We start from the raw sequence: 21,379 nt of genomic DNA, 5'->3' as shown, positions 1-21,379 counted from the left end.
CGATGACAGCATACGTTCAGCAGGCATTCTGCAGATCGAAATCGATTTTTGCCAAAGCCGATATGAAGCTGTGATGGAGCGAGAGCCCAGTAGAATTTTCAATTCGACGGAATTTAGTTAAGACGAATATCGAGCACTTTTTCGACCATTCCTGTTGCAAGGTTCACGAAAAGATCTGTGTTCGCGCGCGTCAAATCCAGACAAGCTTCGATCCAGATGCCATCCAATATCGCATGCACGCAAATGGCCGCGCGCTCAATTTCTAAAGAAGTAAACTCTCGCCCTTCTGCTGCGAAGACTTCTGCGAGGAGCGGTTCAGTCGCCTGTCGGAGATTGGCATAACTCTCATCGCGGACTGCCGTGATCATGGGGTCAATGCGGCTTTGGCTGATGAAGGTCGCCCACAGCGAGAGCATTCTGTGATCTGATGCCTGGCCATCCAGCGTTGCCTTGATGAACTGCAACAGGCGCTGATGTGGTGTCCCTTCGCGTGCGTCCAATATCTCGATACTGGACGCAGTGATCAACTCCATCGTCCGACGATAGGCTTCAATAATAAGATTGGCTTTACTTTCAAAATGGTGACGGATTAAGCCATTCGTTACGCCAGCGCGTGCGGCGACGGCACGCACAGTTGTCGCCTGAATTCCAAGCTCAGATATGCATTCAAGGGTCGCTTCAATCAACTCGCGACGACGTTCGTTTTCCGGGGCTCGTTTAAACAGGCTCGCCATAAAATAAAGATTCTCCTTCACCCTTCCTTTGTTGCACGTCTCACTGCAAAGGCAAAGCGCGGATGTGTCATAATTATGCGCTTGCATAGTTATTATGCATCTGTATAATTAATAGCATAATGGACTGCCTAAGGAAAATTCCGACAAGGCAGCAGGGGAAATGCAATCAAGGCGAGGAGCATTTTCGAAAGTTGAGCAGCCGGCCAAAGCGCATGGAGATGTTCATGCGCTAACGATTAATCGCGACCGCGATTGCGGAGTGGACGCCGAGCCGTGTGGAACTCGACTTTTGAATATGAAGGATCAATGGCGGACACCAACAGCGCAATCGCAGTCAAGGATCTACACAAACGTTTTGGCACGCTGGACGTTTTGAAGGGCGTCTCACTTGAGGCTAATTCAGGCGATGTGGTTGCTATTATCGGCGGCAGTGGATCGGGCAAATCGACTCTGCTCCGCTGCATCAATCTGCTGGAAATTCCGAGTTCCGGTTCGATCGCCATTCACGGCGAGCAGATCAAAATGCGCAATCTGCGGGAAGGTATGGAACCCGCCGACGCGCGTCAGGTGCAGCGGATCCGTGCACGCCTTGGCATGGTCTTCCAAAGTTTCAATCTATGGCAGCATATGACGGTACTGGAAAACGTCATTGAAGCTCCGGTTCACGTGTTAGGAGTGCCGAGAAATCAGGCCATCGCCGAGGCGGAGATTATTTTACGCCGTGTCGGACTTTATGAAAAACGCGACGTCTATCCGGCATTTATGTCCGGTGGACAACAGCAACGTGCTGCAATTGCACGTGCTGTTGCTATTCAACCTTTGGCCATGCTTTTTGACGAACCAACCTCGGCACTTGATCCGGAACTGGTTGGAGAGGTGCTCTCGGTCATCAACGATCTCGCGAAAGAGCACCGCACCATGGTTCTTGTGACCCATGAAATGAAGTTTGCGCGCAATGTCGCAACGAAAGTTGTGTTTCTGCACGCCGGAAGGATCGAAGAACAGGGAACACCAGAACAAATATTTGGCGATCCGAAATCGGAGCGTCTGCGAAAATTCATTAGTTCGACAAACGGCTGATGAGGGAACCGCAACATAAAGATTGCGCTCTCATAGGGAAAAGAAAACGGAGGAAGAGATGAAAACAACATTGAAGGCATTTGCGATAGCATTTTTAGCCGGTACAGCGATGGCGCCAGCCGCAAAGGCGGAAACATTAAAAGTCGCTTTTGGTGCGGAGCCTTATCCGCCGATGTATTACCCAGACGCTTCCGGCAAGTGGCAGGGTTTCGAAATCGAACTGGCGGATGTCGTGTGCGAAGCCGCGGGCCTTAAATGCGAAACTGTGCCCATTGCATGGGATGGCATTATCCCAGCACTGACGAGCGGCAAAGTAGATATGATCATGGGTTCGATGTCGATCACGGACGAACGCAAAAAGCGCGTCGATTTCTCTGATAAATACTACAAGATTCCGCCAATGATTATCGGTGGGAAAGACGCAAAATTTGATGTTACCCCGGAAGGTATGGCGGACAAGGCCATCGGCGTTCAGGTTTCAACAACCCATCAGGCCTATGTGGAAAAGTATTTTGTGCCCAAAGGTGCAACGTTGAAAGAATACCAGACACAGGATGAAGCCAATAACGACCTTGCCGCTGGACGTCTTGATGCTGTTATGGCCGATAGCAGTGCATTGATTGACTTCCTCAACACGGATGTTGGCAAGACCTGCTGCGAGAACAAAGGGACGCCCGCTGATGACGTGGGTATCCTTGGGCAGGGCGTTGGCGTTGCCGTACGCAAGGGTGAGGACGGTTTGCGGGATAAGCTCAACGTTGCGATCAAGAAAATTCGCGAAAATGGCGAATATGATCGCGTGGCGAAGAAGTATTTCACCTTTGATGTTTTTGGCCAGTAAGTCCCTTCCAAGGCTGTTGAAATGAACGCTGTCTTCCCCGCAATCGTCGATTGGAGCCTGCTCGCCTATGACCCGCCGGGGTGGGGGCGCGCGCTGCTCTTAGGATTACTGAATACTTTGCAAATAGCCGTTGGTGGTTACGTGCTTGGAATAATGATTGGCGTTTGCGGGGCAGCTGGAAAACTCTATGGCGGTCCAGTCGTAAAAGATCTGCTCGGGGTGTACACCACTGTCGTTCGCGGCATCCCCGAGCTGGTCTTGCTTCTGTTACTTTATTATGCCGGCACGCAATTTCTCAATTCGATCATGATCAAGCTCGGTTATGGTTCAGTTGATGTCAGCGGTCTTGTGGCTGGGATCATCGTGATAGGTCTGGTTCAGGGTGCCTATGCCACCGAAGTCATTCGGGGAGCCATACTTGCAATTGCGCCAGGCCAGATCGAAGCTGGACGTGCATTCGGCATGTCTCCCATCAAGATCATGCATCGCGTCACTTTTCCGGCCATGCTGCCCTTCGCCATACCTGGTCTATCTAATCTCTGGCTGATCGCCACCAAAGACACCGCACTGCTGGCTGTTGTGGGTTTTACAGAACTCACGCTTGTCACGCGTCAGGCGGCGGGCGCAACCAAATCCTACATGCTTTTTTTCCTGAGCGCCGGCGCAATTTATCTCACCATCACATTGGTTTCGACGGCTCTTCTTCGTGCTGTAGAGCGCCATTACAAACGCGGTTTTCCGGAGGCCCGCTGAGATGGACACAAGCACAACCACTCAATACCTGCAAATTTTTCGCGACTGGCTTCGTCCGCATCGCGTCGTGTTATTAGCGTTGCTAGTGATCGCTCTCGGCTTCGTAGTTTACCTGGGTGAATGGGACTGGCTTCCACGCTATTTACCGCGCATTTTCTCGGGCATCGGCATTACAATTTCCATGCTTGCAGGAAGCGTTTTCATCGGTTTCCTTCTCGCTGTCCCGCTTGGCATTGTGCAAGTCACCGGTCCATGGTGGCTGAAAGCGCCAGCAACCATATTCTGCACAGTGTTTCGCGGTACACCGCTGCTGCTGCAACTCTGGTTGCTGTATTATGGTCTCGGTTCGCTATTCCCGATGATCCCGGGCATTCGCTCATCCTTCCTCTGGCCCTATCTGCGTGAGGCTTGGCCCTACGGTCTTTTCGCGTTGACCATGTCTTTTGCAGCATATGAAGGTGAGGTCATGCGCGGAGCCTTTGCCGGCGTCCCCTCGGGTGAATTACAAGCCGGACGTGCATTTGGGATGGGGCGCTTTAAAGTTTTCCACCGTATCTGGTTCCCACGTGCATTCTATCGTGCTCTGCCAACACTCGTTGGCGAAACCGTTCTGCATCTTAAGGCAACTCCACTTGTTGCAACAATCACTGTGATCGACATTTATGGTGTTATCACCAAGGTCCGGCAGGACACACTTCTGACCTATGAACCGCTTTTCCTGCTGGCTGCGATCTATCTGGTGCTGACATGCATTCTTGTGCTTGCCATGGGGCAGGTCGAGCGCCAGATACCTGTCAAAGGCGTCTGAGTTGCAATCAATCTTAACATACTGTGATCTCTAACACCAAAATCAAAACTAGCCGGTAAAGGCGTGCTCTGGCGCTCCCATTTCCCGGAATATTGGAATTAAGCCCATGCGCGACGCACGTTACGATATACTGTTTGAACCTGTTAAAATCGGCCCAGTCACTGCACCTAACCGGTTTTATCAGGTGCCACATTGCAGTGGCATGGGACATCGCTATCCGGACGCAGACCGTTACATGCGGCAGATGAAGGCGGAAGGCGGGTGGGGCGTCATCGCAACACAAGAAACAGAAATCCATCCAACTTCGGATATTACCCCATCCAATCAAGGCAGATTGTGGGACGATAAGGACATTCCACGTCTTGCCCAACTAACAGAGGCTGTCCATGCGCATGGCAGTCTTGCAGCCATTCAGTTGGTTCATAATGGCATTCACATTGCAAACAGGCTAACGCGATTGTCGCCGCTGGGACCATCCGACATTATGGTCGATGTGGAAGATCCGGTTCAGGCACGCGCTATGGACAAATCTGATATTGCGCAGTTTCGAAAATGGCATCGCGATGCAGCATTGCGCGCTAAACGCGCGGGCTTTGATATAGTCTATGTCTATGCCGGACATGATATGACGCTACTGCAACATTTTTTACTTAAACGCTACAACAAACGTACAGATGAATATGGCGGCAGCTTTGAAAATCGTCTTCGCCTTTTCCGAGAAGTCATTGCAGACACCCGCGATGCAGTTGGTGATAGATGCGCAATTGCTGTGCGTTTCGCGGTCGAGGAATTTCTGGGAACAAATGGATTAACGTTCGATGGTGAAGGGAGGGACGTAGTTGCGGCTCTCGCCGACGAACCAGATCTCTGGGATGTAAATCTCTCCAGCTGGTCAAATGACAGCCAGACTTCGCGCTTTTCGCAGGAGGGGTTTCAGGAAGACTACGTCTCGTTTGTGAAGACTTTAACCTCAAAACCTGTTGTCGGTGTTGGACGCTATACTTCACCCGATGCCATGGTACGGGCAATCAGGAAAGGTGTTTTCGATATGATCGGCGCGGCTCGCCCGTCCATAGCCGATCCTTTCCTGCCCGCCAAAATCCGCGATGGCCGTATTGACGACATTCGGGAATGCATTGGCTGCAATATCTGCACTGCGAGTGACAACACGGTCGCCCCCATGCGCTGCACGCAGAATCCCACAATTGGCGAAGAATGGCGCAAAGGCTGGCATCCTGAGGTCATTCCTGCTCTTGAACCACAGCACTCGGTGCTCATCGTCGGGGGAGGGCCAACCGGGCTTGAAGCGGCGCGTGCCATGGCACAGCGCGGTGCCGATGTCATGTTGGCTGATGCGGCATTGGAATGGGGGGGGCGTGTTGCCAGGGAATGCCGGCTACCTGGCCTTGCAGCCTGGGGGCGTGTGCGCGATTGGCGCCTTGGCCAGCTGCAGCAGGCAAGCAATGCTGAGCTTTATCTTGATAGCCGATTGAGTGCAGAGGATATCTTGTCTTACGGTATTCCGCATGTGGCGATCGCTACGGGCGCGTATTGGCGTGATGATGGGGTCGGGCGTGTCCATCGGGACCCACTCGTCTATCTTGGTGAAGGTGTTACGATCAGTGTCAATGCACTGCTCGAAAAGGGAGCGAGTGTGATCAGCAACGATGGCCCGGTTGTGATATTTGATGATGATCGCTATTACATGGCAAGCGTTCTGGCCGAACTTATCGCATCCTCAGGGCGAGCTGTAACCTTCGTCACGCCAACTCCAATTGTTGCTCCGTGGACGGAACATACGCTTGAGCAAAGCCGCGTGCAGCGTCGCTTGATCGAAAAGGGTATAGAGATTGTTCCGTTGCATGAGCTCGCTGGGCGCACGAATGATACTGTTGAGATCGCCTGTAGCTATTCTGGCAAAAGACGCACAATAGACTGCGCAACACTTGTACCTGTCACATCACGCATACCGAGTGACGCGCTATGGCGTGATCTCATCGCCATGAAGGATCAATGGGCTGATCATGGCTTGGTAACAGTTGAGCGCATTGGTGATTGCTTTTCTCCCGGGATCATTGCAGCCGCAACCTATGCCGGGCATTCTTATGCGCGCAGCCGCAATAGCCCTGCACTGGAAGACAATTTCGACATTTATCGATAGTCGAACTCGACATTACGAAAGTGGGGACGGGTCAAGATTTAAAGTCCTGCTCCGGCAGGGTTCTTCTTTGGCTTGCCCCCGTTTGATTGAGTGCGTTGAGGAAAGTAAATCGACAGCGTCATGAAAGCAGTTTCGGGAACCGTTATCGCGGCGACAAGTGAATGGAAGAAATGGCATTCACCCAAGATATCCGAAATCAATGGGACGGAAGCGCGGGATACGATTGAGCATTTGATGCGGGCAAGTGAATGACACCGGCCTAAACTAAAAAATGATAGCTGGCATGACTACTGGGAAAGATGATAGCCCGCGTATTTTACGAAAAGCACACGCCGATCGCGACTGCATGTTTATAAATACCTTTACTGTCTCCAGGCCAGCCCGACTTGCGATCCGATTTTAAGGAAATGTTCCCTCGGCGTCATTCCATTCAGATCAAGGTCTGGATTGAGGTGCAAGTATTCGTCATCCACAAAGCCGCGTGGTAGTCGAGGACCGACGTCTTCGGGCCAAAATACCAAGTTGTCATCAGTTGAATAGCCGTCAAAGACGTGAAGTTTAAACGAATATTTCCATGCGAGATAACTTAATGCAACTTGATCTCTGTAAGAGTATTTCTGGATTTCGCGAAACCATAAGTCACCGAATTTTTTTACACCGCGATGGTTATGGTTTCTCAAAAGAATTGCACTGTGATAAAGTCCGGCATGTCTCGGAAGACCGTCTCGTTCGTAATTTTCAATCTGCAATTTAAGAATTCGGGGATCAGCGTATTTCGCTTCGATGACCGCGTCGGACTCCGTGTAAGCGCAATCCCATAGGTCGTGTCTGTATGTTACAAAAGGTACGATCGAGGATAAGTGAAAAAATATTTCATTGAGTGGCGAATTTATTCGAACCGTATTGTCTACATAAAGGCTCGTTTTATAGTCTGACAAAAACAGGTGCGGGCAAAGCTTGACGAGCTTTGATGTCTTCTGCGGCCCGTATAGCGTCGTGTCGACGACCACGAAGCGCCAGGTTTCCGACTCCAGGTTCCTATCGTCAGTGAAACATATATAATCTGTGTCAGCGTCTTCAGGATAGTTGCGGTCCTTGAAAGCCTCCGAAAATCCGAACATGCACGAATAGACGACCCGTTCTTTATAGGGTCGGCCAACAATCTGACTAATGAACTGGTTTAAGCTTTTCATGATACTGTTGAGTTTGCCAATTTGGTGTTGAGTTTCACTAAAACCAAAAATGTAGTGAGAAAAAACCCCGGCGACCGCAAAATCCACCGGGGTTACGCAGTTCACCATCCGCGGAACGCGATTGGCCCGCGCCCATAAAGGCTACACCGACTTTGTGGCAAAGAAAACTCCGAAATGCAGAAGGCAGAAAGCCTCGAAGCGTCATTGCGACATGGAAGGCTGCCTGGGGTGTTGACACGAATTGGAGGCTGCTCAGGAATGGAAGGTTATGAAGGCTCCTTTGGAGGGACTGCATCCTTAACGGATCTCGACCGTTGGCCCCTACACCCCCTCGCAACAGCATTCAGCGTATCTCTGCATGGAATTATAGGGAAACAAAGATGCCGCAATTTGATCAGAGTAAGACGGTCTGCGTGCCAGAGGTGTTGGACGCTCTGTGGTGTCGTTTTTTAGCACGCATCAAAGCGTCATCTTGGTACTTGATCATCTTGTGCGCCGATTGTCTGGTACTCAAGAAGCCTCACTAACAAGAGTTGGACAAGGTTCGTCCAAGCCTGATCGACTTCGGCTGCAGCTGCATAATATGAGGAAGTGAGGTTCGCTTCCCTTATTTCCTCAGAGAATGCATGGAAGCCGGCTTGACCGTCACGAACGATCTTTAAAACCATTTTTGCCCGATGTTCATCAAAGTCAAGCTGCTCTGTAATGCTGGAAACTTTTTCAGAAGCGAGTTGAAACGTCGCGGCATGATGTTTCAACTTCGCCAACCAGATTTTCTGCATCAAGATCCTTTAGGTATTTCAAATAATCAGAAGCCGGAGGACACGACTAGATGGCCACGCGGAGTCGGCAAGATATGACACGGACACCCTTTGCTGTGAAGAAGATTGGTGAAGAATAGTCATTGTAGCGTCAATTATGCATGACTAACCGCTAAGCTCGATCGGTATATGTTGGTAAGATGTGCCATCTGAAGCCATGAGGTGTCATAAGGTGCCATTTGGGGGGCTGATCGAATGAGCCGGCTTTTGGCCATACGATGTTCAACAGTATGCCCAACTGTCTTTTGATCGGTAGGAGTGATTCTGACAAACCGCAGCAGCGCCCGCAAGTTTCTCCAATAGCAGGCGCATCGACACCGGAGCAAATGGTAAAGTGAATATTCAGATTGCAATTGGCTCAGTATTCGGGACGGCTTTATGTGACGCTCCTTCAATCGCATTTTGAGAACTTCTACTTCTTCGGTGTCATTTTCAAAAATCTGTCGTTGACATGGTAACGGCCTTGCTGTGCGAACTCGTTTATCGCCGGAGGCATAAAGTGTATGGTGAACAGGTCAAGCCTTATCCTCCTTCTTACTGAGCCGGGTCGCCCTAACGATTTTCGATGATTGGGCCGAATTTCAGCTTGATAGTTTTGACGATAGATCTGCACAAAATGGACATCGCCGCCCGAAGTCGGTCGCGCGTGACGTCGAGATGAACCTGCAATGTCGCAGTTCCCGCTCACCATTAAGGTGGCTTTTCATTCGGACAAGAAAAGCCCCGGCGAGATGGATCATGCCGGGGCCACGTCTAAACTGTTACTGCTTGTTTTAACGCACGAGCATTCTCTCACAGTCTCCGTAAAAGACAAGTGAACTCCCCGGTACATTGCCGGGGCTTCTCGCTTCAAGCACTACATCCGAGTTGAGTTGTTCCTATGATGTTTGATCTCCTTACAAGCCAGTGTCGTTACTACATAGGCAGAGCCGCTATTATTGCTCCTTCGATGAATAGAAACCAAAGCATAGCCTGCTCCTATGCCTCAACTCGCCCGCCACCTGAATTATTACCCTTCATCCAGGGCAAGGCGGCTTCCGGCTCTTCGAGTATCCCACGCTTCTTAGCGAAGCCTCGAATGGCAATCTGCGCGACGTCGACCGGTTTAATACCGTCGTGGCTATCGCAGCAGGCTTTCCAAGCTGTCTCATAAATGAAATCCCGGTGGTGCTCGGGCCACTCATAGAGAAAATCCAACGCATCGCCGATGCCGGCAATCTCGCGTACGAGATATGGGCCGTCCTTTACAAAAACAGGACTGTCAAACAAACGGTCGCTCATCGAAACCTCCATTTGATCGAACGCGTAATGTCGGAATGACCGCTTTGATTTAGGCAGAAAATTTGCCCCTTCAAGAGGTCAGTTTATCACAATTTTTTAGCGAATTGACCAGGTGAAGCCGCTTAATGAGCTTGAACGATTGCAACGATGAACCTCGGGAGGAGGGCAGTGATTTAGGACGGTTCTGCGTCACCGCTGTGGAAAAGACCGCGGACGACTGCTCAAACTCGGCCGCCTTGAGCCGCCGGGTAAGATTTCAACATTTTAAGGCCACCTGCTGTTTGCCTCACGCAAGAAAACCCTGATTACTTCACGGACTGGCCGGAAGCGGTGCTGCAAGAGAGCTGGCAACAAGAAATATACAGGAGTTGCCAAATTAGCTTTTAATCGTGTTGGAGGGGCAAGGGCGACCGACGGTGAGCATATGACGAAAATTATTCTGCCATATGCTGATATCAAAATCGATGAGCAGGATTGGCGGAAAAGAAAAGCATACTCTTTCCAGCACTGATTGTGCATTTCTTACGAAATATTCTTGAGTGCTTCTGCTGCATCACCATCGATTATAAGACCGTTGACGATGCCGCTTTTAAGAAGTGCTTTAGCTGCCACGACCTTTTCTTGACCTGCAATGAGTAGGACGACTTGAATTTTCTGTAGTTCTGAAAAGCCAAGGGCAATCGTACGTCGGTTCATTTCGTGGTCAATTTGATGTCCGTCCTTATCGAAGAAGATGCCGTTTGTATCACCGATTGCGCCGGCGGCCCTAAGGCTTTCGAGTTCTGCTCTGGTTAACATGTTCTGGCGACGCAACAGTGAATCTTCGGTCAACTCTCCGGCGCTGATAAAACACACAGAAGCCGTTCGTGCTATTTCCATGGCATGGGCAACAGAGCGCTGAGAAATCAAAACTTTTCGGTCCTCAGCGGAATCGGCGATAAACGGCACCGGTAGAAAAAAGCCCTGGCCGCCAGTGCGTCGTGCAAGCATATGCACAACTTCGAACGGGTTGTAAGCAGAGTTTGCTGTCAAAGATCCCATGACCGAAATGAAACGCGCTTGTGGCGATCTCACGCCTGCAAGTTGTAAAGTCATCTGCTCGATCGTCCGCCCCCAACCAGTTCCAATGGTCGCTTCCTGATTGTCTGCAAGAAAGTCTTTGAGGTAGGTCGCGGCCGCAACTCCAACGGCCCGAAAAGATACCTGCTTGCGGATTTCAGATGCCGTATCTTCGTCTGTGTCAAAGCCAAATGGCGGGGTCGAAATACAAAAATCGAGTTCATATCGCCGCATAAGCTCGTTTTCCAGAGGCAAAGTTCCAGCGTTTTGATGGTCTATCGATATGCTGACGAGACCACTTTCTCTCGCCTCTCCGAGGATTTTATTGACGCGCGCACGCGTTAAACCAAGTCTTAAGGCGGTCGCCTCCTGGTTGAATCCGCCGACGTAATAGAGCCATGCCACGCGTACCATCAGGCTGTCTTCAGATTCACTCATTGGTCCCTCACTTCAATAGCCCTTCGAAAATTACAAATGTATTTCTATTTGACATTTGTAATTTGCCGACGCTTAATATCAATCATTCTGGCGGACAAGAGCGCGAAAGGGCGAACGGGTCAATTGGAATACGGAGCTGAAGCTTTAACGGGATGAAAACATCTTTCTCTGGAGGAGCAGAGACCGATGGCCGTATCGCGACAGTCCAGGAGGAGTAGCAGGTCAGCGCGGGGCACGACTTATGTTCGGGCATGCGCCAAGTTTAACAATTTGAAGCTGCGCAGCGAATACAACCGCGCCGCATCGGGGAGGAATAAATGGGATCAGGATTTATCAAAAAAACTATTGGCGTCGCAGCTGTGGCGATGCTGATGGGCACCGCCAGCGCATCGGCGACAAATGTTGCATGGGTGCATTCCAATGCAGCCGCCCAGTCCGAGCAACGCGCCAAGTCAGGTTTTGATGCCTGGCTGAAAGAAACCAACAAAGATTGGAATATCAGTGTGCTGGATAGCGGTGGTTCGGGTGAACGGACTGCTTCCAACATTCAGGATGCAGCATCCCGCGGTGTTGATGCAATCATCGTGAGTATGTCCGACTTGCGCGCATCGCGTGCTGCTATCGATTCAGCTGTTGCAGCAAAAATTCCGGTCTTCGCGATCGACAGCGGACAGGTCGATGGTGTTCTCGTCGATGTCACCACCAACAATTGGGCAATGTCAGCAAGTGTGTCGCCTTATCTGCTTAATGAAATGGGCGGAAAGGGAAATCTCATCTTCTTGCGTATGGCAGAGCATCACGGCACGCGTAAGCGTGGCGATGTCATGGCTACGGTCTTAAAAGAATATCCGGAAGTGAAAGTTCTCGCGGAGCACAACATCGACTACACCGCGTTCTTTGAAGACACCACCAGTTCTATGCAGGATTATGCATCGCGTTTTGGCGAAGAGATAAATGCAGTTTGGGCCCCTTGGGATGAACCAGCTCAAGCGGCAATCAATTCTCTGAATGCGGCGGGCCTGAAGAATGTCAAAGTGATCGGTATTGATGGCCATCCACAGGCAATCGAGGAAGTCTGCAAGCCGGATAGCCTTATGATTGCGACCGTTTCTCAGCCTTTCGAAAAGATGGGCGCGCAGACCGGTGAATGGATAGAAAGCATCGTCGTGAAGAAGGAAGATGCCGCAAAGGTCATTCCTTCCAAGACTGTCTACCTTGATGCACCCCTCGTTACTAAGCAAAACTGCAAGGACTTCCTCCCGAAGAAATAGCCCCTAGCCTGCAACTGGCCGGAACGAGACCGTTCTGTGTTCCGGCCATTTTTAACGTGAGACTTTTATTAGCAGGAGTTCTTCGATGGCTGTGAGCCTTTCGCAGATCGTCATGTCCTATCCCGGAACGCTGGCACTAGATCAGGTCAGCACAGAGTTCCGATTCAATGAGGTTCATGGGCTGATCGGGGAAAATGGTGCGGGAAAGACAACTCTTGTCAGCATTCTTGGCGGTAGTAAAAGCCCGACCTCTGGTAACATTACTATTGATGGCACTGAGGTTAAGCTGGCAAGTGCTGGTGATGCGCTTCGCAAAGGAATTGCGCATGTGTCGCAAGAAGGCAGCCTCGTTCCCGGATTGACTGGGGCGCAAAATATCCTTCTGGGCGACGAGCCAAGAATGATACTTGGCGTGATCGACAAACGAAAGCTTATAGTGCGTGCTGACGCGTTGCTTAAGCGCTGGTTTCCGCAGGTGTCTATCGATCTTGATCAGCAGGTCGATATGCTTCCGATGGCAGATCAGAAAATTATCGAAATTGTTCGGGCTCTTCGCGGAAACGTCCGATTACTTATTCTTGATGAACCAACGGCGACACTGCCTGCTCGGGAAAAAGAAAGTCTTTGGCAGATTATCAAAACTCTGCCGCACCAAGGCGTTGGCATTGTACTGATCAGCCATTTTCTCTCCGAGATCAAAGCGCTGAGTGACCGAATAACTGTCCTCCGTGATGGTCGGCATATCGCAACGCTCGATGCAGAAAATTCAAGCGAAGCGCAGCTCATAGATCTTATGCTTCAGCGGACGGGCGGTAAGGGTCCTACCGAGCAGGATACCAGTCAAACACGCAATCTTGGCCCGGTGGTCATGGAAGTCAGTGACTGGCAGGCAGGTGGGGTGAGCGTTGAAAATTTCGTCATCCGTTCGGGCGAGATTGTCGGGCTTATTGGTTTGACGGGGGCAGGGCATTTTGGTTTTGCACGCTCGCTTTACGCGGCAAGTGGGAAGACCGCCGGAACCTGCCGTTTTGATGGTGTGTCCATCGCCAGAATTGATGCGCGGACGATGCAAAAGAAGGGTGTGGCACTTGTGCCTGACCACCGCATGGAGAACGCACTGATCGGCGATTGGGATGTGCGCGAAAACCTTGCAATGGTCCACCCATCCTACGCGACTTTGGGCAGCACAGGTATATTGTCCATGCGCCGTGAAGCCCGCGAAGCTGACCGGACGATGCAGTTGATGAACGTCAAGGCACATTCACGCAGCCAGTTTGTAAAAGACCTAAGCGGAGGCAACAAACAAAAGGTCTCGATTGGCAAGTGGCTTTATGGCGCTGACGATCATTACCGGTTGATGATTTTAATAGAACCGACAGAGGGCGTGGATATCGGTGCCAAGCGAGAGATTCATGCGCAGATGCGGAGACTTGCCAATAAAGGCATAGCCGTTCTCGTAACCTCTTCCGACCTTCTGGAAATAGCCGACGTGGCAGACCGCGTCATCCCATTCGTGAATGGCAAGCCTGGTCCACAGATTGAGCGTAGCGCATTCTCAGAAGCGAAATTTATTGCCGCGATGGCAGGAGCTACCCAATGAATGCCCGATCTTCAGCGGTCTCACCGCAATCATCACGCCATGCCCAGAGCTTTGGTAAAAAGCTCAAAGGCGAGTGGTTGTTGAAATATAGTACGCTTTTCGTGCTTTTCCTGTTGTTTGCAGGCTTTTCCTTGACTGTTGACCGCTTCCTTACGGCAAATAATCTGCTCAATATCATCCAGCAGATTTCGATGCTTACCATCGTTGGCGCAGGTCTGACATTTGGCTTTGCAGCGAGAGAAATGGACCTCTCGGTTGGCTATATGGTTGGTATGGCGGGCATTCTGGTGCCACTGATGCTAGTTGCCGGATTTCCTTTGCCAGTGGCTTTGCTTGCCGGTCTGTGCGCCGGCCTGGTGGTGGGTTCGGTCAACGCAGCACTGGTGACGCTAGTGGGGGTTCCGTCACTGATCGCCACGCTTGCTATAGGCTCCATTCTATACGGTATCAATTTTCTTATGACAGGGGGGCGAGCAATCTATGGCGGTCTTCCCGCCGGCTATCTCTGGCTTGGCCAGGGCCAGCTTTTTGGCATTCCCGTGCTTGCCTACGCCATGGTGATCGTTGTCTTCGTGGCCTGGTTCCTGATGGAGCGAACCATTTTCGGTCGTTACATCTATGCGGTGGGGGGAAACCTCAAAGCCGCGGAGCTTTCTGGCGTGAATGGCCGCTTTTATCGTGCTGCTGCTCTTGTGGTATGCTCGATTTTTGCAGCCGTCGCAGGTGCACTTCTTGCAGCACGTTTAGGTTCCGGTCAGCCAAATGCTGGAGAACGTTATTTGCTTGATGGCCTCGCCACGGTTTTTATCGGGATGACTATGTTCCGTCCTGGTACTGCAACAATTGCTGGTACTTTCTTCGGCGCTCTTTTCATAGGCGTCATCAATAACGGCCTTAATCTGATTGGCATGGACACATACATCCAGAGCATCGTGAAGGGCCTTATCATTCTCGTGGCGGTTGCCGTTGTTTCGCGAACCACCAAACTGAAGCTCCTTTGAAGAACTGCGTTAGTTAGGCATTGAACCAAACATCATGAAAAACTTAAAACAGACAAGTCTGTCGGAGGCGCGCGTGCAAAATCCGAGTAACTCTAATCTTCTTGAACTATACCGGACGATGCGGCGAATCCGCACCTTTGAAGAGCGTGTTGGTGAATTGTTCGTACGTGGCCAGACGGCAGGTTCGATGCTTCACCTTTCCATTGGTGAAGAGGCGGCCGCTGCCGGTGTATGTGCTGCAATGCAGCCACAGGACACTTTCACGACCCATCATCGTGGTCATGGTATTTTTCTTGCCCGCGGTGCTGATCCCAAGCAGATGATGGCCGAAATCGGTGGGAAGGAAACTGGTTATTGCCATGGTAAGGGCGGTTCCATGCATATCGCCGACATGGCGCTTGGCCATCTTGGTGCTAATGCGATTGTTGGGGGCGGTATTCCATCGGTGGTTGGTGCGGGCCTATCCAGCAAATACCTCAAGAAAAACTCTGTTTCGATCGCCTTTTTTGGCGATGGAGCGATGCAGCAGGGTATCCTCTACGAGAGCATGAATATGGCAGCGCTTTGGCATCTGCCGGTTGTGTTTGTCTGCATCAACAATCAATATGGCATGGGTACGCGTGTTGATCAGGCGACCGCCAATACTGCGTTTGAACAGCGCGCGCACGCGTTTGGTCTAAACGGCGCTGTCGCTGATGGCATTGATGTTGAGGAAGTAAAAAGCGTTGCACAAGGCCTGATTGATGATGCGCGCCTTGGCAAACCAGGTTTCCTGTCAGTGACCTGCTACCGTTTCTTTGGTCATGCGCGCATGGACAAGAGCCCATATCGCGCGGAAGCGGAAGAGACCGAAGGTCGGAAGAAAGACCCGGTAAAGTTCACACGGGATCGGCTGATTTACGAAGGCTTGGCACCAGAAGCCGAACTCGACGCGATGGATAGCGGCATCACGGCGGAAATGGATGCGACGATTGATTTCTCCGTGGCATCCAAAGCGCCCCCACTCACTTCCATGTTCAGAGATGTCTATGCGGTTGGCGAACCAGAGCCAGAACCCGTCCACACCCGTATTGATCGCGTACTTTCCAGGGATGAAGCATAATGGTTGCCATGACTTACCGCGATGCGCTGCGTAAGGCGCTGGATGATGCCATGGCTGAAGACAACACCATCGTTGTGATCGGCGAAGAGGTGGGCCGTTATGGCGGTGCCTATGGAGTTACCAAAGACCTGATAGGTAAATATGGCGCTGACCGGCTTATCGATACCCCCATTTCTGAGCCAGCAATCATTGGCGCGGCTGTGGGTGCCGCAATGACCGGATTGCGCCCTGTTGCGGAACTTATGTATATTGACTTCCTTGGTATGACGATGGATCAGCTTGCCAATCAGGCTGCCAAAATCCGTTATATGTTTGGCGGCCAGATCGGCGTGCCGATGGTTCTCCGCACGCAAGGTGGTACCGGGCGTTCGGCAGGTGCGCAGCATTCGCAAAGTCTCGAAGCATGGATCATGCACACGCCGGGCTTGCGACTTGCGATGCCTGCGACTGTACAGGACGCCTATCATCTGCTGCGCCAGAGCCTCACGAAACCTGATCCGGTGGTCTTCATTGAACACAAAGCGCTTTATACCCGCAAGGAAGAGGTTAACCTTGATGCTGAGCCGCTGGAATGGGGCAAGGCAGCAGTGCGGCGTACCGGTAAGGATCTGGTGATCATCACTTATTCTCGCCAGTTGCACTACGCGATGGATGCAGCTGAAAAACTTGCGTCCAAGGGAATTGAGGTCACAGTTATCGATCTTCGTACGCTCAATCCGCTCGATTTTGACACCGTGCGCGAACACGTCGAGCGTGTCGGTAAAGCTATGGTTGTATCCGAGGGCGTGATGACTGCGGGTGTTGCAGCAGAGCTTTCTGCCCGGATCACGGAAGAGTGCTTTGATTATCTCGAACAGCCTGTCGTGCGTGTGGCAGGTGAAGACATTCCAATTTCAGTTTCGCAGGATCTGGAAGCTGGAAGCGTGCCGACAGCAGACCTGATCCGTTCAGTCGCAGAGAGAATGTTGTCATGACAGAACGTATTCTCAAAATGCCACGCCTGGGCGAAACGATGGAAGAGGGCAAAATTGTCGGCTTTCTTGTAAACCCCGGCGACAGTTTCAAACGTGGCGATTCCATAATCGAGATTGAAACAGACAAAACCGTTGCGGAGTTTCCAGCCCTTGGTGATGGTACACTTCATGAGTGGATCGGATCTATTGGAGACCATGTGGTAGTGGGAGCACCGCTGGCGCGTATCGACACAGGAGAGGGCCCTGACTGGACAGATGAAGGCGGTCAAAGCGCGACTGTTTCGGAGGAATTTGCTGGCGATTTTGTCGTAACCGAGCTCGATATGCCGCGTCTCGGTGAAACGATGGAAGAGGGGCGCATTGTCCGTTGGCTGAAGGACGCAGGCGATAGCTTCGAACGCGGCGAGGCTGTGCTGGAAATCGAGACAGACAAAACGGTTGCCGAATTTCCTGCGCTGGTCGGTGGCAAGCTCATAGAAATTCTGCGTCAGGAAGGCGATATGGTCGTCGTCGGCGACGCTATCGCTCGTATCGAGGTCGCGGCTGGCTCTGTCATCTTGAAGCCGGATGTCTCTGCAGTTCAAACCCTTGCAGCTCCAGCTGCGCCAATTGTTTCCAATGCAGCCGTTGCAAGACCGGCAGGAAGTGATCAGCGTGTGCGTGCGACACCGCTCGCTCGCAGGATAGCGCGTGAAAAAGGCATCGATATCCAGCTTCTCTCAGGAAGCGGTCGCAGGGGCCGAGTTGAGAAAGAGGACGTACTAGCTGCCTCGGGCAATGCTGTGTTAAAAGGCGACGTGCAATTTATCGAATTCGGACGGGCGCGCGTCGCCTATAGCGATCAGGGCTCCAAGGATTCGCCGACCTTTCTGCTTCTGCATGGGTTTTCGGGTGATCAAACCACATGGAATGGCATCGCTTCAGGTTTGCGCCGGGCAAATTTCCGCGTCATTGTTCCCGATCTTCCTGCACATGGTCTGACAACAATTGAAGCGGGGCAAATTGATCAGCTAAGCGATTTTCTTTCTGAGTTTCTCGACGCGTTGTCCGCCAAGAAAGTTCATGTGGTCGCTCATTCCCTTGGCGCTATTGCCGCAATAAAATTTGCACAGACTGATGCTGAAATCGTTTCGGGGCTGACGCTGATTGCGCCAGCTGGTCTGGGTTCAGAAATCGATGCAAGTTTCATCTCTGGCATGGCGAATGCCACAACAGCTGGTGAAGTGGTGCATTTGCTCAGGCGCGTTTCGGCCAAACCGGTTGAGCTTTCGTCAGAACTTGCCGCGGATATTGCGAGCACAATGAGCAAAGGCCGTCTTAAGGCGCTTGCTGACACGATCATTGGATCATCAGGCCAGCGCATCGATATCATAGCGTCACTGGATAAGCTTTCGCGATCAATGCCCGTGAGAGTTCTGGTTGGTCTTCACGACCGCATCATCCCATGGCAGCAGGTGACTTCGCTGCCGCCGTCAGTCAGCGTCCACTTCTTTGCTCAATCCGGTCACATGCCGCAATGGGATCAAACGAAGGGCGTTCTGGATCTCATCTTAAGCCACAAGGGAGGCTCCAATGACTGATTTAAAGGCAAAACTGAAAGAAGCTCAATCGCGGCTCGGAGCATTTGCCAAGGCAGCACCAGAGCTCATCTCAGGCTTCGCCAAGGTTAGCAAGACAGCGACTGCTGCTGGTAGCTTTTCCTCTGCTCAACGCGAGTTGATCGCTGTGAGTATAGCTGTCGCTAAAGGGTGCGAGGACTGCATTCTATATCATGTCGATGCTGCAATCCGCCATGGCGCTAGAGAAGTGGAGCTGATCGAAGCATTGGAAGTGGCCGTCGAAATGGGCGGTGGGCCAGCAGTGATGTATGCGGGCAAAGCACTCGAGGCATTTCGCAATTTAAGTTGAGTTTAGGGCATTGCATAGGTTGGAGGCGCCTTTGCATCTGCTCGGGAGGAATTGGATGGCTTATTTTCTCACTGCTGACGGCGGCACAGAAAGCATCCGCGCACGGGTTTACGATCTGTCGGGCGTGTGCCTTGCCAGTGTTGCGGTCCCATATGAAACTAAGTTTTACAGCGGTGCAAGAGCGGAACAAAATCCGGAAGACTGGTGGAGTTCCTTCGTTCAGGCCGCGTGCAAAGCGATATCAGAATCCGCGGTTGACCCATCTGCGATCGAAGCGATAACGCTTGCCACAACAAGCTGCACGGTTGTTGCTCTCGACGCTAACGGCAAGCCTCTGCGTCCATCGATTATCTGGATGGACGTTCGCGCGACTTCAGAAGCGGCAGAGATATTGGCCACAAACGATGAAGCGCTCAAAGCCAATGGCGGTGGCCAAGGGCCCGTCTCGGCGGAGTGGATGATCCCAAAGGCACTCTGGATTGCCCGCAATGAGCCAGAGATTTTCGCGAAGGCCGAAACGATTTGCGAGTATCAGGATTTTATGACTTTGCGCCTGACCGGCGAAAAGGCTGCGAGTCTTAACAATACCTCTCTGCGCTGGCACTACTCAACAGATCGTGGTGGCTTCCCGACAACAATGCTGCAAAAACTGGGACTTGAATCCTTGTTGCATAAATGGCCATCGCGGGTGGTTGCGCCAGGCGATGTCGTCGGTACGCTTTGTGCATCGGCTGCCTCCGAACTTGGTCTCAGCAAGAAGGTGAAACTGGTTCAGGGCGGAGCTGATGCGCTGATTGGTATGATCGGTCTTGGCGTCGCGCAACCCGGTCAGCTTGCTCTGATAACCGGATCATCACATCTGCAGTTTGGTGTTTCGGACAAACCACTCCATGCCCCTGGGATTTGGGGCAGTTATCCGGATATGCTCTATCCGGGACGCTACGTGATCGAAGGTGGTCAAACATCCACCGGATCAATTATCGCATGGCTGGGCCGTATGATGAACGGCACGATGGATATGGAAGAATTGAACCGCAAGGCTGCAGCTCTTGAACCTGGCGCTGACGGACTTCTGGTGCAAGACCATTTTCAGGGAAATCGGACGCCTTATACTGATGCTCTGTCGCGTGGAGCAATCGTCGGTCTCACACTTGCTCATGAGCCGCATCATATTTTTCGGGCGATCATGGAAGGGATCAGTTTCGGTACCCGCGCTATTCTCGATGCCATGGCGGATGCGGGTTATCGCGGACAGGAAATCACCGTTGGCGGTGGGGCTAGTGCCTCTCCGCTCTGGTTGCAGATACATGCTGATACGGCTGGCTTGCCCGTTTGTGTGCCGCAGTCACGCGACGCCCCTTCGGTGGGGGCTGCGGTTCTGGCGGCCCATGGTGCTGGATATTTCGCCACCATCGATGACGGCATCGCTGCGATGGTAAAGCCGGGAACACGCATAGAACCCCGCGCCCGCGAGGCAGCAATGTATGATGAGATTTACCAGCAGTATCGTGCTTTGTATCCAGCGCTAAAATCTGTTCGCGCTGTCTGAAATCAATTTGGGAGAGACTATTGCTCAAGGATTTTGAACTTACAGAGAAGTATGCAGTTATTACCGGTGGCGCCAAGGGAATCGGCCGAGCGATTGCGCAGTTGTTCGTTGAAGCGGGAGCAACTGTTATCATTACGGATCGTGATGAAGCGTCAGGTCAGGTGGCTGTTGCGGAGCTGAACGCACTAAGAGCTTCCTCGGCAAGTCTTTATATTTTTGACGTAACGGACAGCGAGGCAGTCGAACGCGCTGCAGAAGCTATTTTCCGCCAACATGGTTGCCCGCATATATTGGTCAACAATGCTGGGATCGTCAGAAATGCGCCAGTTGCCGAAACTAAGGAAGCTGACTGGCGGGCGGTTATCGATGTCAATTTGAATGGAGTATTCTTCTGTGCGCAGGCTTTCGGAAAGCGCATGGCTTCAGCTGGCCGTGGTGCGATCGTCAATATTTCATCGATGTGTGGTGAGATTGTTGTCTATCCACAGCCCCAGGTCGCATACAATGCAGCTAAGGCAGGCGTCAATCTCATCACCAAATCGCTTGCGGTCGAATGGGCAAAGCGGGGCGTGCGCGTAAACGCGGTAGCTCCTGGCTATACGGCGACCGAGCTCACTCTTGCTGGCCGTAGCAACGGGGAGTGGTTTTCGAATTGGTTGGCCATGACCCCGCAAGGGCGGCTCGGCGAACCCCGTGAGATCGCAAATGCTGTTTTGTTTCTCGCATCCGATGCGGCGAGTTTTGTAACCGGCACTGTGTTGACCGTTGATGGTGGCTATACGGCCCTTTAGTTTCTGGAGGATGA

19 protein-coding genes are annotated in these 21,379 nt (G+C 51.9%); 14 read left to right on the top strand and 5 right to left on the bottom strand.

Features of this window, described 5'->3' with window-relative positions:
- Positions 1–113 precede the first annotated feature (113 nt).
- Positions 114–734 carry a TetR family transcriptional regulator C-terminal domain-containing protein gene (locus tag KMS41_16965; GenBank protein QWK79186.1) on the bottom strand — a complete coding sequence of 207 codons (621 nt, stop codon included), beginning with the start codon at positions 732–734 and terminating at the stop codon, positions 114–116.
- A gap of 306 nt (positions 735–1,040) precedes the next feature.
- On the opposite strand from KMS41_16965, the gene KMS41_16960 reads away from it, so the two are divergent.
- From KMS41_16960 to KMS41_16940, 5 genes are all read left to right on the top strand, one after another.
- Positions 1,041–1,814 (top strand): ATP-binding cassette domain-containing protein, encoded by a 774-nt coding sequence (locus KMS41_16960; protein ID QWK79185.1) that lies wholly within the window; start codon positions 1,041–1,043, stop codon positions 1,812–1,814.
- A 58-nt stretch (positions 1,815–1,872) separates the two neighbouring features.
- Positions 1,873–2,655: a transporter substrate-binding domain-containing protein gene (locus tag KMS41_16955; protein ID QWK79184.1), complete on the top strand. Its 783-nt coding sequence runs from the start codon at positions 1,873–1,875 to the stop codon at positions 2,653–2,655.
- Positions 2,656–2,676: 21 nt separating this feature from the next.
- A complete protein-coding gene (locus KMS41_16950) occupies positions 2,677–3,408 on the top strand; it encodes an ABC transporter permease subunit (GenBank protein ID QWK79183.1) in 732 nt (243 codons plus the stop codon).
- A 1-nt stretch (position 3,409) separates the two neighbouring features.
- Positions 3,410–4,216, top strand: coding sequence for an ABC transporter permease subunit (locus KMS41_16945; GenBank protein ID QWK79182.1), 807 nt, complete (start codon positions 3,410–3,412; stop codon positions 4,214–4,216).
- Between the two features lie 106 nt (positions 4,217–4,322).
- Positions 4,323–6,377: an NAD(P)-binding protein gene (locus tag KMS41_16940; protein ID QWK79181.1), complete on the top strand. Its 2,055-nt coding sequence runs from the start codon at positions 4,323–4,325 to the stop codon at positions 6,375–6,377.
- Positions 6,378–6,739: 362 nt separating this feature from the next.
- Here KMS41_16940 and KMS41_16935 read toward each other — a convergent pair whose 3' ends face one another.
- The 4 genes from KMS41_16935 to KMS41_16920 all read right to left on the bottom strand — a co-directional run bounded on the left by KMS41_16935 (position 6,740) and on the right by KMS41_16920 (position 11,169).
- Positions 6,740–7,678: a DUF616 domain-containing protein gene (locus tag KMS41_16935; GenBank protein ID QWK79180.1), complete on the bottom strand. Its 939-nt coding sequence runs from the start codon at positions 7,676–7,678 to the stop codon at positions 6,740–6,742.
- Positions 7,679–8,037: 359 nt separating this feature from the next.
- Positions 8,038–8,352, bottom strand: a complete 315-nt coding sequence (locus KMS41_16930; protein ID QWK79179.1) for a hypothetical protein — start codon at positions 8,350–8,352, stop codon at positions 8,038–8,040.
- A gap of 1,017 nt (positions 8,353–9,369) precedes the next feature.
- A complete protein-coding gene (locus tag KMS41_16925; protein ID QWK79178.1) occupies positions 9,370–9,672 on the bottom strand; it encodes a DUF982 domain-containing protein in 303 nt (100 codons plus the stop codon).
- Between the two features lie 522 nt (positions 9,673–10,194).
- A complete protein-coding gene (locus KMS41_16920) occupies positions 10,195–11,169 on the bottom strand; it encodes a sugar-binding transcriptional regulator (GenBank protein ID QWK79177.1) in 975 nt (324 codons plus the stop codon).
- Positions 11,170–11,486: 317 nt separating this feature from the next.
- Here KMS41_16920 and KMS41_16915 point away from each other — a divergent pair, with 317 nt between their 5' ends.
- From KMS41_16915 to KMS41_16875, 9 genes are all read left to right on the top strand, one after another.
- Positions 11,487–12,440, top strand: a complete 954-nt coding sequence (locus tag KMS41_16915; GenBank protein ID QWK79176.1) for a substrate-binding domain-containing protein — start codon at positions 11,487–11,489, stop codon at positions 12,438–12,440.
- Positions 12,441–12,525: 85 nt separating this feature from the next.
- On the top strand, positions 12,526–14,040 hold the full coding sequence (locus KMS41_16910) for a sugar ABC transporter ATP-binding protein (GenBank protein ID QWK79175.1): 1,515 nt from the start codon (positions 12,526–12,528) through the stop codon (positions 14,038–14,040).
- Complete coding sequence (locus KMS41_16905; protein QWK79174.1) at positions 14,037–15,041, top strand: ABC transporter permease; 1,005 nt, start codon at positions 14,037–14,039, stop codon at positions 15,039–15,041. Before KMS41_16910 ends, KMS41_16905 begins: the two co-directional genes overlap by 4 nt.
- Positions 15,042–15,075: 34 nt before the next feature.
- On the top strand, positions 15,076–16,143 hold the full coding sequence (locus tag KMS41_16900) for a thiamine pyrophosphate-dependent dehydrogenase E1 component subunit alpha (protein ID QWK79173.1): 1,068 nt from the start codon (positions 15,076–15,078) through the stop codon (positions 16,141–16,143).
- Entirely contained in the window at positions 16,143–17,117 is a 975-nt protein-coding gene (locus tag KMS41_16895) for an alpha-ketoacid dehydrogenase subunit beta (GenBank protein QWK79172.1), read from the top strand. Before KMS41_16900 ends, KMS41_16895 begins: the two co-directional genes overlap by 1 nt.
- Positions 17,114–18,697, top strand: a complete 1,584-nt coding sequence (locus KMS41_16890) for an acetoin dehydrogenase dihydrolipoyllysine-residue acetyltransferase subunit (GenBank protein QWK79171.1) — start codon at positions 17,114–17,116, stop codon at positions 18,695–18,697. Before KMS41_16895 ends, KMS41_16890 begins: the two co-directional genes overlap by 4 nt.
- Entirely contained in the window at positions 18,690–19,025 is a 336-nt protein-coding gene (locus tag KMS41_16885) for a carboxymuconolactone decarboxylase family protein (GenBank protein QWK79170.1), read from the top strand. Before KMS41_16890 ends, KMS41_16885 begins: the two co-directional genes overlap by 8 nt.
- A 55-nt stretch (positions 19,026–19,080) precedes the next feature.
- The gene (locus KMS41_16880) at positions 19,081–20,574 is read left to right on the top strand and encodes a carbohydrate kinase (GenBank protein ID QWK79169.1); all 1,494 of its coding nucleotides are present in this window, start codon (positions 19,081–19,083) and stop codon (positions 20,572–20,574) included.
- A gap of 20 nt (positions 20,575–20,594) precedes the next feature.
- Entirely contained in the window at positions 20,595–21,365 is a 771-nt protein-coding gene (locus KMS41_16875; protein QWK79168.1) for an SDR family oxidoreductase, read from the top strand.
- Positions 21,366–21,379 lie beyond the last annotated feature (14 nt).

Origin of the sequence: Ochrobactrum sp. BTU1 (assembly GCA_018798825.1) — a bacterium.
GTDB lineage: Bacteria > Pseudomonadota > Alphaproteobacteria > Rhizobiales > Rhizobiaceae > Brucella.
This window is presented reverse-complemented; position numbering and strand designations above follow the sequence as displayed.